At 43.7% G+C, this 16,046-nt stretch carries 15 protein-coding genes; 11 read left to right on the forward strand and 4 right to left on the reverse strand.

Annotation, left to right across the window (positions count from 1 at the left end):
- Window positions 1–119: 119 nt before the first annotated feature.
- Window positions 120–1,676, forward strand: a complete 1,557-nt coding sequence (locus DXX93_RS04715; RefSeq protein WP_116007051.1) for a SulP family inorganic anion transporter — start codon at window positions 120–122, stop codon at window positions 1,674–1,676.
- A 206-nt stretch (window positions 1,677–1,882) separates the two neighbouring features.
- Window positions 1,883–2,239, forward strand: coding sequence for a DUF1289 domain-containing protein (locus DXX93_RS04720; RefSeq protein ID WP_116007052.1), 357 nt, complete (start codon window positions 1,883–1,885; stop codon window positions 2,237–2,239).
- Between the two features lie 282 nt (window positions 2,240–2,521).
- Here the strand turns inward: DXX93_RS04720 and DXX93_RS04725 are convergent, their stop codons facing one another.
- Entirely contained in the window at window positions 2,522–3,079 is a 558-nt protein-coding gene (locus DXX93_RS04725) for a YceI family protein (protein WP_116007053.1), read from the reverse strand.
- 98 nt (window positions 3,080–3,177) lie between these two features.
- Window positions 3,178–3,720, reverse strand: coding sequence for a cytochrome b (locus DXX93_RS04730; protein WP_116007054.1), 543 nt, complete (start codon window positions 3,718–3,720; stop codon window positions 3,178–3,180).
- A 356-nt stretch (window positions 3,721–4,076) separates the two neighbouring features.
- Between DXX93_RS04730 and DXX93_RS04735 the strand changes: the two genes are divergently transcribed.
- Window positions 4,077–5,513: an NAD-dependent succinate-semialdehyde dehydrogenase gene (locus tag DXX93_RS04735; RefSeq protein ID WP_116007055.1), complete on the forward strand. Its 1,437-nt coding sequence runs from the start codon at window positions 4,077–4,079 to the stop codon at window positions 5,511–5,513.
- 218 nt (window positions 5,514–5,731) lie between these two features.
- Here DXX93_RS04735 and DXX93_RS04740 read toward each other — a convergent pair whose 3' ends face one another.
- Together DXX93_RS04740 and DXX93_RS04745 are read right to left on the reverse strand one after the other, a co-directional pair.
- Window positions 5,732–5,950, reverse strand: coding sequence for an EF-hand domain-containing protein (locus DXX93_RS04740; RefSeq protein ID WP_116007056.1), 219 nt, complete (start codon window positions 5,948–5,950; stop codon window positions 5,732–5,734).
- A 128-nt stretch (window positions 5,951–6,078) separates the two neighbouring features.
- Complete coding sequence (locus DXX93_RS04745) at window positions 6,079–6,519, reverse strand: hypothetical protein (protein ID WP_116007057.1); 441 nt, start codon at window positions 6,517–6,519, stop codon at window positions 6,079–6,081.
- Window positions 6,520–6,744: 225 nt separating this feature from the next.
- On the opposite strand from DXX93_RS04745, the gene DXX93_RS04750 reads away from it, so the two are divergent.
- From DXX93_RS04750 to tyrA, 8 genes are all read left to right on the forward strand, one after another.
- Window positions 6,745–8,241, forward strand: coding sequence for an alpha/beta hydrolase (locus DXX93_RS04750; RefSeq protein ID WP_116007058.1), 1,497 nt, complete (start codon window positions 6,745–6,747; stop codon window positions 8,239–8,241).
- A gap of 9 nt (window positions 8,242–8,250) precedes the next feature.
- A complete protein-coding gene (locus DXX93_RS04755) occupies window positions 8,251–8,988 on the forward strand; it encodes an ABC transporter ATP-binding protein (RefSeq protein ID WP_116007059.1) in 738 nt (245 codons plus the stop codon).
- Window positions 8,988–10,163 carry an ABC transporter permease gene (locus tag DXX93_RS04760; protein WP_116007060.1) on the forward strand — a complete coding sequence of 392 codons (1,176 nt, stop codon included), beginning with the start codon at window positions 8,988–8,990 and terminating at the stop codon, window positions 10,161–10,163. Before DXX93_RS04755 ends, DXX93_RS04760 begins: the two co-directional genes overlap by 1 nt.
- A 77-nt stretch (window positions 10,164–10,240) precedes the next feature.
- Window positions 10,241–10,855, forward strand: coding sequence for an RNA polymerase sigma factor (locus DXX93_RS04765; protein ID WP_258872589.1), 615 nt, complete (start codon window positions 10,241–10,243; stop codon window positions 10,853–10,855).
- Window positions 10,855–11,475, forward strand: a complete 621-nt coding sequence (locus tag DXX93_RS04770; RefSeq protein ID WP_116007062.1) for a hypothetical protein — start codon at window positions 10,855–10,857, stop codon at window positions 11,473–11,475. Before DXX93_RS04765 ends, DXX93_RS04770 begins: the two co-directional genes overlap by 1 nt.
- A gap of 277 nt (window positions 11,476–11,752) precedes the next feature.
- Window positions 11,753–13,009, forward strand: coding sequence for a serine hydroxymethyltransferase (glyA, locus tag DXX93_RS04775; RefSeq protein ID WP_116007063.1), 1,257 nt, complete (start codon window positions 11,753–11,755; stop codon window positions 13,007–13,009).
- A 521-nt stretch (window positions 13,010–13,530) separates the two neighbouring features.
- The gene (locus tag DXX93_RS04780; RefSeq protein ID WP_116007064.1) at window positions 13,531–14,613 is read left to right on the forward strand and encodes a 3-deoxy-7-phosphoheptulonate synthase; all 1,083 of its coding nucleotides are present in this window, start codon (window positions 13,531–13,533) and stop codon (window positions 14,611–14,613) included.
- A 179-nt stretch (window positions 14,614–14,792) separates the two neighbouring features.
- Window positions 14,793–15,920, forward strand: coding sequence for a bifunctional chorismate mutase/prephenate dehydrogenase (tyrA, locus tag DXX93_RS04785; RefSeq protein WP_116007065.1), 1,128 nt, complete (start codon window positions 14,793–14,795; stop codon window positions 15,918–15,920).
- Window positions 15,921–16,046: the final 126 nt, after the last annotated feature.

Here is a 16,046-nt window from a genome sequence, read left to right on the forward strand (position 1 = left end):
AACGGTTGTTTGCTCAGCACTATCTGGTGTGTTTGCTGGTTGTTAACTACCTTTGTTGATCAAACAAGGGAGTTCGCAAGCCTTTTCACTTTTCACTAACTAATTTACACGAGAATACGATGTTTGAAATTCATGCGAGTAAGGTTTCAAGCCTGAAAAATGATGTTCTATCAGGTTTGACCGTGGCATTGGCATTGGTACCTGAGGCAGTTGCATTTGCCTTTGTTGCTGGTGTGGAGCCACTTGTCGGCCTTTATGCCGCCTTTATGGTGGGACTTATCACTTCAGTTTTTGGTGGTCGTCCAGGTATGATTTCTGGTGCTACTGGCGCGATGGCTGTTGTCATGGTTAGCCTAGTTGCACTGCACGGCGTTCAGTACTTATTTGCCACTGTCGTCTTGACTGGTATTTTACAAATTCTCGCCGGGATATTTAAACTCGGTAAGTTTATTCGCTTAGTGCCTCATCCGGTTATGCTTGGTTTTGTTAACGGCCTTGCGATTGTGATTTTCCTTGCCCAACTTGGCCAGTTCAAAGTCGCAAATGAAGAAGGTATTTTCGTGTGGATGCAGGGGAATCAGCTGGCAACCATGGCCGGTTTGATTGTTTTAACCATGGCAATTATCCACTTCTTACCTAAGCTCACCAAAGCCGTACCATCTTCTTTGGTGGCGATTATCGTGGTGACCTTATTGGCGCAAAGCCTGGATTTAGATGCTCGCACTGTTGTTGATTACGTGCGCGATATGACCAACGACCCAGCAGCAACCATTGCAGGTGGTTTACCGCAATTTGCCATTCCAGAAGTGCCATTCACGTTTGAAACATTGCGCATTATTTTCCCATTTGCATTAGTGCTAGCGGCGATTGGCTTAATTGAATCGCTACTGACATTAACCTTGATTGATGAACTTACTGGTACACGTGGTCGCGGTAACAAAGAGTGTATTGCACAAGGTGCGTCAAACACAGTAAATGGTTTCTTCGGGGCGATGGGCGGCTGTGCCATGATTGGCCAATCAATGATCAACGTAAACTCTGGTGGTCGTGGCCGTGCATCGGGTATCACTGCGGCGCTAGGTTTACTCGGTATCATCTTGTTCGCTTCAAGCTTGATTGAGCAAATTCCACTGGCGGCGCTCGTAGGTGTTATGTTTATCGTTGTCATTGGTACCTTTGAGTGGTCTAGCTTCCGTATTATGCGCAAGGTACCCAAAGCCGATGCCTTTGTTATCGTGCTGGTTTCAGGTGTTACGGTGGCGACTGACTTAGCCGTTGCGGTTATTGTTGGTGTGATTGTTTCGGCGCTTGTATTTGCCTGGGAACACGCGAAACACGTTAACGTGATTCGCTCTAAGAACAATAAAGGTTCAACCGTTTACGAAGTGAATGGCCCATTGTTCTTTGGTTCAGTTTCAAGCTTCCTTGATCAATTCGATATGGAAAATGACTCGGACGATGTCATTGTTGAATTTAAAAACTCTCGTGTTGCCGACCACTCAGCGATTGAAGCTATTGATACGCTGGCCGAGCGTTATATTGCACGCGGCAAAACAATGCACTTGGTTCACTTGAGTGCTGAGTGTAAGCAGCTATTGGAAAAAGCTGGCGATCTGGTTGAAGTCAATGTGATTGAAGACCCTGATTATCACATTGCTAGCGATAAGCTCGCCTAAACTTTGCTAGCTTTCCTGAGCTTCTACTAGCTTAGCGAATAGCATTGATGTTTCGCTTGCTATACTTGCCTAAATACGAGATGTTAGGCGGGTATAGCAGCTTGATTGCTGCGCAAGGTAATACTCAAAACTATGCTCAAACCAATGCTCAAACCAATAGCAAACCAATGCTCAGGCCACTGCTCAAAGCAAAGTAATGATACCGTATGCAATTAGAGTTTTTTGACGTCCCAAGCCCTTGTGTTGGCGTATGCCAGTCAGACGATAAAGGGCACTGCAAAGGTTGTTTTCGCACTCGTGAAGAGCGCCAGCAGTGGATCAGCTTATCCTCTGATGATAAGCAAAAAGTCATCAAACGCTGTGTTCAGCGTAAAAAACGCAAAGACAAAGCTAAACAACCCATCCAGCCTTCACCTGACACCATATCAACAGAGCAAACTGAGACCATTGTTCAACCTTCCTTGTTAGATCCTCAACCAAAACATGCTGCACCTAAGCAATCCACATCAAGCCAAGCCTTATCAAGTAATGAAGATATGGATTTTGGCGACTTTGAGTTATAGCCTTATCATTTAAGGTTAAGGTTAAGGTTAACGTTAAATGTACAGCTAAGTATTTGATGCCTGTGTTTTATTACGCTCCAATTGGATATTTATCATTGTCTGTGACAACGAATACTAATTTCTTCATATACTCTACTCATCGCATTGGCTGAATAGGCGCTTGAGCAACTAGCGCAGTGACTATTACTTGAAAATTAATATTCATAGCTCAGCAAATAGTTCAGCAATAAAAAGCCTTATCGATTTGATAAGGCTTAATAGGGATTTGGCCGCTAGCTTAGGCTATTGGCGTTTACCTTCAATATGTAAGTCAAACGTGATATCACCAAAATCCATTTTGTAGCCAAAGTCTTTCATTGCGATTTTGGTCGAGCCTTCAAAGCCAACGCGATAGCCACCCCAAGGATCTTTACCTTCACCAATTTTTACTGCGTCGATAACAATTTCTTTGTCCATACCTTGCAAGGTTAATGTGCCAGTAACTTTGAGTTTGTCATTGCCCAGATCTTCAACTTTACTGCTGACAAATTTAGCGCTGCCAAATTTGTTAACATCAAGAAAGTCATCGTTACGGATATGCTTGTCGCGCTCAGCATGGTTAGAGTCAACGCTAGTTGTGTCGATGTTGATCATAATTTTGCTGTCAGCCACTTTATTTGCGTCGTAGCTAAAATTGCCAGAGAACTTGTTGAAGCGACCTATGACATAACTGTAACCCAAGTGGCTTACCTTAAAGTTAATAGACGCATGTGCGCCTTGGGTATCAACAATGTAGTCAGCAGCCATTGCTGGTAGAGTCGTTGCAGCACTTAATAGTGCCGCTAGAGCGAGTTTTTTCATGGGGGTTTCCTGTTATTAATTGTGTTTTATTAGCACATTATAAGTGCGATTTATTCCAAGCAATGTTTCTACTACTGCCCTTGCAATCTCGAGCACAGCTAGAGCATACGACGCAGCGTATCATCTTTGTCAACAAAGTGATGTTTTAACGCCGCTAGCGCATGTAGTAGCGCAAGTAAAATAAGGGTATAAGCCAAATACTCATGTACTACGCCAGCGATGTCTGCCTGGTTTGAAAACAGTTCGCCAAGTGCTGCAACCTCAAACCAATTAAACACTGCAATAGCCCGGCCATCGGCGGTTGAGATCAGGTAACCACTTAGCATAATCACTAACATTAGCGCATATAGTAAGTAGTGAGCGAATTTGGCGGCTTTTTGTTCGACAGGGGACTGTGTCGCTAATGGCGATGGTGAAGGTGTTAGCGCTTTCCACACCAAACGAGTTAGCGTGGCAATAAGTAACAAAATACCGATACTTTTGTGCCAATGCGGGGCAGTTTGATACCACTGGCTGTAGTAATTCAAATCGACCATCCACCAACCTACGCCAAATAAGCCAATAACGACAATGGCGCTCAGCCAATGAAAGGCTTTAGCAATAATACCGTACTGCGCTTTACTGTTTTTTAATTGTGGCATCTAACTCTCATTATTATTGGGCTTATGGCTACACCTTGCTGGTGAAAACCATTTACGGTAATTTAGCTGAGCAACTAGGCTCGTTCAAATGAGTCGACGGTTCTCGTCCTACATTAAAACAATATTATCTTATCTGATTTTTTTCATAGGTTTCACGAACTCAAGTGTAAATTAATTGTAAAGTGTTACTTGCGAACGGTAAGTTAGCCATGGCGCTATATTTATGCAGCTTGTTTAATGTATCAATATCGCTCGTGTTATAACTTAGATTAGTGCCTAGCTGTTATCCCTTGCCATCTAACGATAAAATATCAATATTATTTCTCTTTACGTGTTTTTCAACTAAGAGCCTTTCTATGGATAATCTTATTCGTCAATGTTCATACATCGCTGGTCAATGGATGTCTGGTGAGCAGTTATTTTCTGTCAATACCCCGGCCAACAATCAACAAATTATCCAAGTATATGATGCTGGTGTTCAAGGGGCTATTGATGCTGTTGAAGCCGCACACGCTGCACTTTCATCGTGGTCAAAGAAAACAGCTCAGCAACGCGCAACGCTGTTAAAAGCCTGGCTTGAACTTATTCTCACCCATCAAAAAGACTTGGCGAGATTATTAACGCTCGAACAGGGCAAGCCATTGTCGGAAGCGGAGGGGGAAATTCAATACGCCGCTTCGTTTTTAGAATGGTTTGCCGAAGAAGGCAAGCGAGTCTACGGTGACGTTATCCCTCAAACGATCGACAATCAAAGGCTTATGGTGATTAAACAGCCCGTTGGCGTGGTCAGTGCTATCACCCCTTGGAATTTTCCAAGCGCTATGATCATGCGCAAAGCCGCTGCGGCACTTGCTGCGGGTTGTTCATTTGTTGTTAGACCCGATCCGCAAACCCCATTATCTGCGCTGGCGCTAGCTGCTTTAGCTGAACAAGCGGGCATACCCGAAGGCATATTTAATGTAGTTGTTTCTGAGCAAGCACAAGCGGTGGGTGAGGTGTTAACCACGCACCCTAAAATTGCCAAGTTTACCTTCACCGGCTCCACTCGCGTTGGCAAAATTTTAATGAGCCAGTGTAGCCAAAGTGTGAAAAAGGTGTCGATGGAGCTTGGTGGCAATGCGCCATTTATTGTTTTTGAAGATGCGGATATTGAATTAGCGGTAAAAGGCGCCATTCAGTCAAAATATCGCAATGCCGGTCAGACGTGTGTTTGTACTAACCGTATTTATGTGCACAACAGTGTCATGGCTAAGTTTACTGAGCTTTATGTTAACGCCGTGAACAATCTAAAACTAGGTGATGGCTTGCGAGAAAATACAAACATCGGCCCTGTGATTTCGCCACAAGCCGCTAACCGCATGCAAGACATAGTTGATACCAGTGTGGGCTTGGGCGCAAAGGTTGCCGCGGGTGGTAAAGTATCTGCATTGGGTGAGTGTTACTTCGAACCTACGGTATTAACTGATGTTACCACTGAGATGCCGGTTGCTAGTGAGGAAATCTTTGGTCCGATTTCACCAATTATTGGATTTGATGACGAAGACGAGGTTATTGCAAGTGCGAACAGTGTTGAGGTTGGACTTGCCGCTTATTTTTACACCGAGAGTATTAGCCGTGTATGGCGTGTCGCCGAGCAATTAGCGTTTGGTATGGTTGGCATTAATGAAACCGCTATTTCTAATGCCGTTGCGCCATTTGGTGGCATTAAGCAATCGGGCTTTGGTCGAGAAGGATCTAAATACGGGCTAGATGATTATCTGTCAATCAAGTACATGTGTTTAGGGAATATTTAACAGTCTGTGCTTGTTTACTAGCAGTTGTTGCGAATTGGCCAACTTGTTCAAATGAGCGGTTGGTCTAGCTCGGAGCGTTAAGCTTGAGTATTGACAATATGGCAGGGGGATAAAGCTGTAACGCCTAGCTTTTTTAGCAATGCTCAGTAAATTTTGCTTCGATAGATACGCTAGCGAAGCAAAACAAATAGGGCATTATTAGCGATATGGGAAAAGGGTTATAACGCTAGTTCAATGACCATTTCACGCAACTCTTCTTTGGAAATCGCGTTGTCATGATTTTTATCAAATCGTTTGAAGATGCTTTCGCACATGCGAATGCCTTTGTCTTGTAATAAACAGTCAATTAATTCAACGAATTCGGTGCGATTAATCACGCCATCGCGGTCTTCATCAAACACTTCAAATAATTCGTCTACCCACTGGTTAAGTTCCATAACACTCCCTTAACGCCAGTCAAAAACAGAGTTAAGACTTTATCGTGTCTTCATCCATAATGGAATGAATTATTTTAATTTTTCTCAATGGTCGTAGCAGTTAGTTAAGTGCCAAAAATCTAAAAAAGCTACCCATTAGCAATTAAAGTCTGCAGCTTATTCGCTAATACTCGTTGTTGTTTACGGTTGCTATCGGTTAACGCTGTCAGCGCATAAAATTGGTTGTGGGCTATCACACCGACCACGCCGTTGTGGTTTGCATAGCCATTGCCGCTATTCGCCCTAATTTGCACAATATCGTCAAATGCGAGCAATGTTCGGCGCTTGCCTTTAATTGAGAATTGGCTAATCAACAATTGTTGGTTAGTCAGGTCAAAAATCGACAACTTAAAGTCTAAAACCAATAACAACAAACTGGGAACAACGAAGCCAATTGATAACGCATTAAAAGATAGTGGCTGGAACTGGCTGATATAGAGCGTACCGAAAATAAATAGCAAACAAGTAACGGCTACCTTGTAGGGGTAGCTAGAGACAATCAGCAAATCTTTTTTTTCAATCACTTTCATTTCAGGCTCTGTGCTATCGCAACGATTAAACGCTTATGACATTAAGATTAGTTGACTGTTTTTTTGAGGTAAAAATACAAAATAAAAAAAGTTTGTAATAAATTTCAAAATAGTGAGACTGAGTTGCACAGTCACTTAATTATTCTAATGAGTTAGGCGATTTTTACTAAGCCGGGCTAGCAAGGCTAACCCGAAATTAATTTAATAAAGGGATTGATAACAATAATGTGGAAAGCAAAACGAAAAGCCGTGTGCTCAGCCTTATTGGCATCTGGTCTGTTGACCAGCTCGATGTTGTCTTTAGCCGCAGATAGCGAGCAACTTACCACCCAGTCGAGCAAATTATCGCTGGAAAACTGCCATATAGATGGTATCAAAGAACAAATTCAATGCGGCACGCTAACCGTACCAGAGAACTATCAAGCACCGTCTGGCCAGCAAATAGATCTGCACTTTACCGTGCTGTCAGCAATCGATAATTCTAACAACAAAATTCCTTTGATGTTTTTAGCGGGTGGACCGGGACAAGCGGCGACGGAGCTTTCTGCAATGTTGCGTAATCGCTTTTATGAAGTGCGTAAAACCCACGACATTATTTTGGTGGATCAACGAGGTACTGGCCAATCGTCACAGCTCAAATGTCACGATGAAGCATTCACCGCAAAAAGTGTTTACGAGTCACTGACTTTTGATTTTGAAGTAAGTGAAGTGCAAGATTGCATTGCTGAATTTAATCAAGACCTTAGCCAGTATAATTCCGAAAATGCGATTCGAGATTTTGATGCCGTTCGAGCGGCGTTAGGTCACGATAAAATCAATATTTATGGCGGCTCTTACGGCACTCGTGCGGCATTAATTTATATGCGTATGTTCCCGCAAAGCCTGAACAGTGTCGTGCTTGACAGTGTTGCACCGCTTGACATGCGCATCGGTTTGTTTGGACAAAGTGGTGCCCGTTCTTACGAATTATTATTGAGCAATTGCCAAGCGGAAGAAAGCTGTCAGCAAGCGTTCCCCAACCTTGATGAAGACTATCAAAAAGTCTTTAACCAATTAGTAGTAAAACCTGTTGAGCTTACAATTGCACATCCGCGTTTAGGTACACCAACCAAATTAGTCATTGATGTTGAAAAATTTGTGACCACGATTCAACTGCAACTGTATAGCTTAGAAGGGCGCAGTATTATGCCTTTAGTCATTAACCAAGCGGCACAAGGAAATTTTATGCCGTTTGTTGGTGTGCTGGCAGCAGGTGACGAAAAGCAGCCGCGAGGCTCGGTTTATTCTAATTTGCTAATGAATATTGCCTGTAATGAAGACTTCCCCTTAATTGCGGAACAAGACTGGCAAGCAGACGCCAACAATGGCTTTGCCCGCAATATTAGCCATCGCGGCGTACGTTTAGTTTGTCCGTTATGGCCAAAATATCGCCCTGATGCTAGCTTCTACGAGCCAATTCGCAGCGATATCCCTACGTTGATCCTCTCTGGCAAGTTAGATCCGGTCACGCCGCCAGAAAATGGTGAACGTGCCGACCAAATGCTGGCAAACAGCCGCCATATTGTCGCCGAGCACCTTTCACACATTGTGGCAGTTAACGACTGTGGGGTTGGTTTAGTCGCCAAGTTTATTGACGAACTTGATTTAGAAGGCCTGGACGCAAGCTGTTTAGCTGAGTTACCAGCAGAAACATTTATGACCAGTCTTAACGGCAATATGTAAGGAACGAGCATGATCAAAGTTGAAAATTTACACAAAACCTTTGGTAAAACCGTTAAGGCATTAGATGGTTTGTCTTTTACCGCCAATGACGGCGAAATTACCGGTATTCTGGGGCCAAACGGCGCCGGTAAAACCACTTGTTTACGCACCCTTTATGGTCTGCTAAAAGCCGATGATGGTGTTGCCACCATTGATGGTATTAGTGCGCTGCAAAAACCTATTTTAGCGCGTGCACAACTGGGTATTTTCCCTGATAAGTTTGGTTTATACGAACGCTTAACGGCATATGAGCAAATTGATTATTTTGCCAGTATTCACGGTTTATCGGGCGCAAAAAAGAAAATGGCAATTGAGCAAATTCTTAAAGATCTTGAAATGGAAGAGTTGGCGCATCGAAAAACACAGGGCTTCTCACAAGGTCAACGCATGAAAGTGACCTTGGCGCAAGCGCTAGTACATCAGCCTAAAAACTTTGTGCTAGACGAACCAACACGTGGTTTAGACGTGATGAGTACGCGAATTTTACGGGATTATTTACGTCGTTTTAAAGAGCAAGGACATTGCATTTTGTTTTCATCGCATGTGATGCAAGAAGTGGCAGCCTTGTGTGATCGCGTGGTGATTGTGGCTAATGGCCGACTGGCCGCCGAAGGTACACCAGAAGAGCTTTGCCAGTTAGCCGGTGAAAGCCAGCTAGAAGAGGCGTTTGTTAAATTAATTGGTTCAGACGAAGGAGTGGCAGCCTAATGAGTGCAGCATTTGGCCAATTGAGGGCCCTGATAGTAAAAGAGTTTAAAGAAGCGTTTCGCGACAAGCGCGCCATGATGGTCGCGTTTAGTATGTCGCTACTGGCACCAGTGATGATTATGGTGTTGTCGAAAACTATGATCAAAGAGCTGGTTGAAACGCCACCCGTTTATGCCGAGATTGTTGGTGCGGAGTACGCCCCTAAACTCGTTAAAGAGTTTACTGATGAAAATATCTTGCCGTTGTCTGAGTCCAAAGAGGACGACTTGCGCATCTGGCAAGAGCGCGGTATTAAAATCACCATTCCTGAAACCTACGGCCAAGACATGGTTGAAGGTAACATTATTGATGTGGTACTCAACGCTGATTACAGTGATAAACCGAGTTTAGCGCCAATTCGCCGGATTAAAGATGTCATCACAGATCACGCTAGGACCATTGGTTACAAGCGTTTAGTGATGCGTGGTGTTGATGTGCGTATATTGCAGCCGCTGAATTTGGTTGAGCAAGATCGCGCTCAGCCAAGTAGTAACGCCATGATGATCAGCACTATGCTAGGCTTGTACCTCTTGATGGGGGCCTTTATGTCGGGCCTATCAATTGCAATCGACTCTAGTGCCGGCGAGCGTGAGCGTAACGTATTAGAAATGTTGCTTTGCCAGCCAGTGAGTACCACCAAAATCGTGCTCGCTAAGCTGTCTTGCGCTGCGTCTATTTCAATTTTATCGATTGTCCTGATGTTAGTAGTTACCTCGATAACTGTTGGCTTTGTCGATCTCTCAAAAATAGGCGCAACCTTTAGCATTGACGCTGGTATGTTTATCGCCTTGCTGGCCTTGCTTATTCCTGTTTGTATTTTGGCGGCGGCGCTACAGCTATTCTTTTCGTTCCAAGCAAAAAGTTTTAAAGAGGCACAATCAACCGTTACTATGCTGATTATGCTACCTGCCTTTATTCCTTTTATCTTGATGTTTATTGACGACCGACCTTTATGGCTAGATTGGCTGCCAGTTGCTGGTCAATCCATCATTATTGAAGACATGTTTAAAGGGCTGGCAATTAACTGGACGGCATTTGCCTTCACTAGCGTAACAACAATTGCACTCGCTGCAGTATTGGTGATGACGCTTGCACAAAAGCTCAAGTCAGAAAAAGTGGTTATGGCGTTAAGTTAGTCCTTAGGGATTAACTTAACTTGTTTCGCTTAGTTTGTTTCGCTTAGTTTGTTTCGCATAGCTCAGAGATTTTTCTTATGATACCGTTAGTTGCTAACACTATGTTTGATGAGCCCCGAGCTTCGGCTGAGGGGACGTCGAGCGGCAGTGACGGCGCTCGCCAGCAAACGAATAGTCATCATAAGGAAAGTCTTTTGAGCCATCAGCACACCTTCATGCAATGGATGAATGCGCATGAAAAAATGCTAAAACACATGATTATCGGCTTTGAGGCTAAACCCGCGATTCAAGAAGAGTTGTTTCAAGAAATCGCCTTAAATATTTGGCAAGCATTACCGAAATTTAAAGGGCAGGCGGCAGTAAAGACCTTCGTCGCCAAAATCGCCCACAATATTCTTGCCACCCATGTTGCCAAAGCAGTTCGCACGGTCAAAGCCGATAGCGAACTCGATGATCAGCCACTTGCCGATAACGGCTCTACACCTTATCAATCGCTCGATAAAGCACAACGCCAGCAGCGCCTGAGACAAGCCATTCGACAATTGAACTTTGAACAGCAACAGATAGTGACTCTGGCGCTAGAAGGTATGAGCTATCAAGAAATGGCGGAAATATTATCGATAAGTGTCAACCTCGTTGGTGTGCGCCTGCAGCGCGCTAAGTCAGCCCTAATGAAATTATTGGAGGGCTAATGAGCGACGAACAACTAGAACAAGCCCAAATGAGCAGTGAGCAAGTTGCTGAGAACGACCTACTTGATCAGCAATGGTCAACGTTAGTTGAAGACTGGCAGTCTCAACCATACGAAAAGGTTGATATGACGAAGCTGGTTAAACAGCTCAAAAAGCGGACGCTAGCGGCTAAAGCTATCTTGGGGTTTGATGTGCTTGCCACTGTTAGCCTGTTTTCCATTCTCGCCCATTTATTTACCGAGCAAGAAAGCGATTGGCCTAGCATTATTTACATTGCATTTGCTGCGTTTGGCTCGCTTATCTATACGATTATAGAGTTTAAAATTCGCATTAAAACTTGGCGTATGGACGCCAGTGATCCTGAACAGGTTTTTGAGAAAAATATCAGTGGTGTCAAAGGAGCAATACAATACGCGAAGCTATGGATTGTGAGTTGTTATCTGCTTGCCCCCGTCATGAATTGGTACCTTTGGGAAGTATCAAAAACCCAAGATGACAACATGCTACCAATGTTTTTGTTTGCTAACGGCTTGCTTACGGTGATGGTTGTTGGCGCCTACCTTTATAAACGCAAAAGAGTCAAAGAACTTGAGAATATAAATAAAATATTAAATGAATAATTGTTGTTTGTTTTTAATTTTGTTTTTTCTTGCTTAGGCTGAATTTAATTCTTTTTTATTGTTTATTAATTCACTATAGTTAACTGAGTTATGCAGCTTAGGACATTAGTGCGCAACTACCTCCATATATCGTATATAACCAAGTTGTTGTTATCGTATATATTGGAATAAATAAGCGGTTAAATTTCGCTGCTTTATCGTGTACAAATTGTCCTAGTTCGGGCAGAATAATCTGCCTCAAAATCATTATCAAAGTTATCACTGTAGAGGATAAAACATGCTGACTCGGGATATGAATATTGCTGATTTCGATGCGGAATTATGGCAGTCAATGCAAGACGAAGTGGCGCGCCAAGAAGCACACATCGAACTTATTGCATCAGAGAACTACACCAGCCCACGCGTACTAGAAGCTCAAGGTTCGCAATTAACCAACAAATACGCCGAAGGTTACCCGGGTAAGCGTTACTACGGCGGTTGTGAGTATGTCGACAAAGCAGAAGAATTAGCCATTGAGCGTGCCAAGCAATTGTTTGGTGCAGACTACGCCAATGTGCAACCACACGCGGGCTCGCAAGCCAACGCAGCGGTATTCCAAGCCCTTGTTACACCGGGTGCAAAAGTGTTAGGTATGAGCTTGGCACACGGTGGTCACTTAACGCACGGTTCACACGTTAACTTCTCTGGTAAGTTATACGAAGCTATCCAATACGGTTTACATCCTGAAACCGGCGATATTGATTACGAAGAAGTGGAGCGTTTGGCGTTAGAGCACAAGCCGGAAATGATTATCGGCGGTTTCTCGGCGTTCTCTGGTGTTGTTGATTGGGCGCGTATGCGTGAAATTGCAGACAAAGTCGGCGCTTACTTTATGGTGGATATGGCACACGTTGCGGGTCTTGTTGCCGCAGGTTTATATCCAAACCCTGTCCCACATGCACATGTGGTAACGACCACTACTCACAAAACATTAGCTGGCCCACGCGGCGGTTTAATCGTCTCTGGTTGTGGTGATGAAGATGTTTATAAAAAGCTTAACTCAGCCGTATTCCCTGGTGGTCAAGGTGGCCCATTAATGCACGTAATCGCTGCTAAAGCGGTGGCATTTAAAGAAGCATTACAACCAGAGTTTAAAGCGTACCAACAAGGTGTTTTAGACAACGCAAAAGCAATGGTATCAGTGCTACAAGAGCGCGGTTACAAAGTGGTCTCTAATGGTACGGAAAACCACTTATTACTGTTAGATCTAATCGATAAAGACATCACAGGTAAAGATGCCGATGCCGCACTTGGCCGTGCACACATTACGGTTAATAAAAACTCTGTACCGAATGATCCTCGTTCACCGTTTGTGACATCTGGTCTGCGCTTGGGTACACCAGCAATTACTCGCCGTGGTTTTGGCGTGGAAGAAACTAAGCAGTTAACTGGTTGGATTTGCGATATTCTTGACGATATCGACAACGACGAAGTCAATGCTAAAGTACGTGAGCAAGTACAGGAAATTTGTGCTCGTTTCCCGGTATACGCATAATCATCTAGCTAACATTTCAACTAGAAAAGGTCACTTAGGTGACCTTTTTTATGCGTGGATTTTACGACCTTGATTTATGGTGTAAGAATAAGTTTACATTAGGTGAAAATAAAACTTTACAATTGAAATTGTGGTGGCTATGATGACGTCAACTTAGCTTAGGGCAGCTTTATCGCCAAATACAAACTAAGCAAAAAGCGGCAATAAAGAGTAGAAAATCACTCAAAAGCCTGTAAATGCAAGGTTAATTGAAATAAGGCAATAAATCCCCCGTTCAATTAGCACGAGAGCGCTTTAAGTTGGCAACGCTAACACTGATAGCACACTGCCTGAATCAATTACTTTTATGGCAAAAAGATGAGTATTAACAAGATGCTTACCAGTTATCGATATTACTGCTTTACCTCATTCATCAGGTAAGCACAACTTACGCAAAGCCTTTAATTTAGGCGCTTAACGCGTTGCTTACTGACCCCTTTACTCTATATTTATTTAAAATAACGATTTCACCGGACACGATTATGGGCACACAACCACATGTAAAAACCTTGAACGACATTCACGTTAATGCCGAAGAGGTATTGATCACACCAGAGCAACTTCGCGAAGCCTTGCCTTTAAGTGAAGAAGGTCGCGAATTTGTTAAGGCGTCACGCCGCACCATTTCAAATATTATTCACAAGAAAGATCACCGTCTATTAGTGATCAGCGGGCCTTGTTCAATTCACGATATTGAAGCCGCAAAGGAATACGCGCGCCATTTAAAAGCGATGCACGACAAATACCAAGACAGCTTGTTTGTTGTGATGCGTGTTTACTTTGAAAAGCCAAGAACAACCGTTGGTTGGAAAGGTTTGATCAACGACCCTCATATGGACGGTTCATTTGACGTTGAAACGGGTTTGCGCAAAGCACGTGAATTACTGTTGTTCTTAACTGAACTTGGTTTGCCACTGGCAACTGAAGCGTTAGACCCAATCAGCCCTCAGTACCTAGCAGAGCTATTTAGCTGGTCAGCGATTGGCGCTCGGACCACAGAATCACAAACACACCGTGAAATGGCGAGTGGCTTATCTATGCCTATCGGTTTTAAAAACGGTACAAATGGTAGCTTAGATGTGGCAATTAATGCGATGCATTCAGCCGCTTCTTCACATCGCTTTATGGGCATTAACAAGCAAGGTCAAGTGGCGCTGATTAAAACATCGGGTAACCCTGACGGTCATGTCATTTTGCGCGGTGGTAAGCAGCCAAACTACGACTCAGTAAACGTTGCTTTGTGTGAGCAAGACCTAGTGAGCCAAAAATTGGAACCTGCAATCGTTATTGACTGCAGCCATGGTAATTCAAATAAAGATTACAGCCGCCAGCCGCTGGTTGCTGACAACGTGGTAAACCAAATTTGCGAAGGTAATAAGTCAATTATTGGTATTATGTTGGAGAGCCATATTAACGCTGGTAACCAAAGCGCCAACTTACCGAAAGATGAATTGAAGTACGGTGTATCGGTCACTGATGCATGTATTGATTTTGCAACCACTGCAGCGCTGTTTGAACAAGCTGACGCTAAACTCGCTTCAGTGCTAAAGGCGCGCATTGCGTAAAGCGTTAGCCAATATTCGCAGTAAATCGCTGCATTAGGCGAAGTGCTACTAAGGGTTTAATTAACGTTAAGCTAATATGACTTCGCCGTACATTTACAAGGCTGATGCACAACTAAGCGCAGCAGCGAAAAACTAAAGTCTAAAACTAAAAACTCAGACGAGTTAACACTGATAAGCCTATGAAAGATATCACCGAAGCGCTTGCCCAATGTCGCGCCGAAATTGATCAGTTAGACAGTGAGCTAGTGCAATTATTGGCTAAGCGCCGACAAGTCACCAGCCGTGTAGGGGCGTTAAAAAGTGAAGTGGGGATGCCAATTTATGCCCCAGATCGCGAAGCCAGCTTAATTGAGCAACGTCGCTTGCAAGCAGCTGAGCAAGGTGTTAACCCTGATCTTGTGCAAGATATCTTGCGCCGTATCATGCAAGATTCATATTCAAGCCAAGATGAAAGCGGCTATCGCTGTGTTAATCCTGATTGTGGTGACGTAGTTGTTATCGGTGGTCGCGGCCAACTGGGCAGTATTTTTGTTGATTTGTTTAACCGCTCTGGATACGCAGTAAGAGTGATCGAAAAAGATGACTGGGAGCTTAGCGAAAAGGTCTTAGCCAATGCCAGTTTAGTGATTGTTGCTGTGCCGATCCGCTTTACTGCCATGATTATTCAACAGCTTAAAAACTTGCCAGCATCCTGTGTTTTAGCGGATGTGACCAGTGTCAAAGAGTCTCCGCTTTACGAAATGCTTAAAGTGCACAACGGGCCAGTAGTTGGTTTGCATCCGATGTTTGGCCCTGATGTTGGTAGCTTGATCAAGCAGACAATAATTTCTTGTGAAGGCCGCAGCGCAGCGCAATATCAGTGGTTATTGGATCAATTCACTGTTTGGGGCGCTAACATTTACCCCGTCTCAGCAAATGAACACGACCGTGCAATGGCAATGGTACAGGTTATGCGCCATTTCTCAACGATCGCTTACGGCTATCATTTGATGACAGAAGGAGTCGACCTGCAGCAGCTAGTGGATATGAGTTCGCCGATCTATCGATTAGAGCTGATCATGGTGGGCCGCTTGTTTGCGCAAAACCCTGAACTGTATTCCGATATTATTTTCTCAAATAGCGACAATATCGCCATGATGAAACGTTTTGCGTATCGCTTTCTCGAGCTATTGGAAGATGTTGAAATGGGGGACAAAGAAGCGTTTGTTACTATGTTTGCTCAGGTTGCCGACTGGTTTGGTGATTATGCCGACATCTTCTTAGCGGAAAGTAAAGGCATGTTGGTTAAGGCAAACGAGATTAAATAGCAGACACAGCTTTTTGCGCATCACAAGTTATTTTAACGTAAATACAATAAAAAACAGGTCCATTATTCGGACCTGTTTTTTATTTCTCTCTAGAGGGAGAGGGGGTTAGGCTAACGTGTTAATTTG

It is taken from the genome of Thalassotalea euphylliae (genome assembly GCF_003390335.1).
In the GTDB taxonomy this organism is placed as follows: Bacteria; Pseudomonadota; Gammaproteobacteria; order Enterobacterales; family Alteromonadaceae; genus Thalassotalea_F; species Thalassotalea_F euphylliae_B.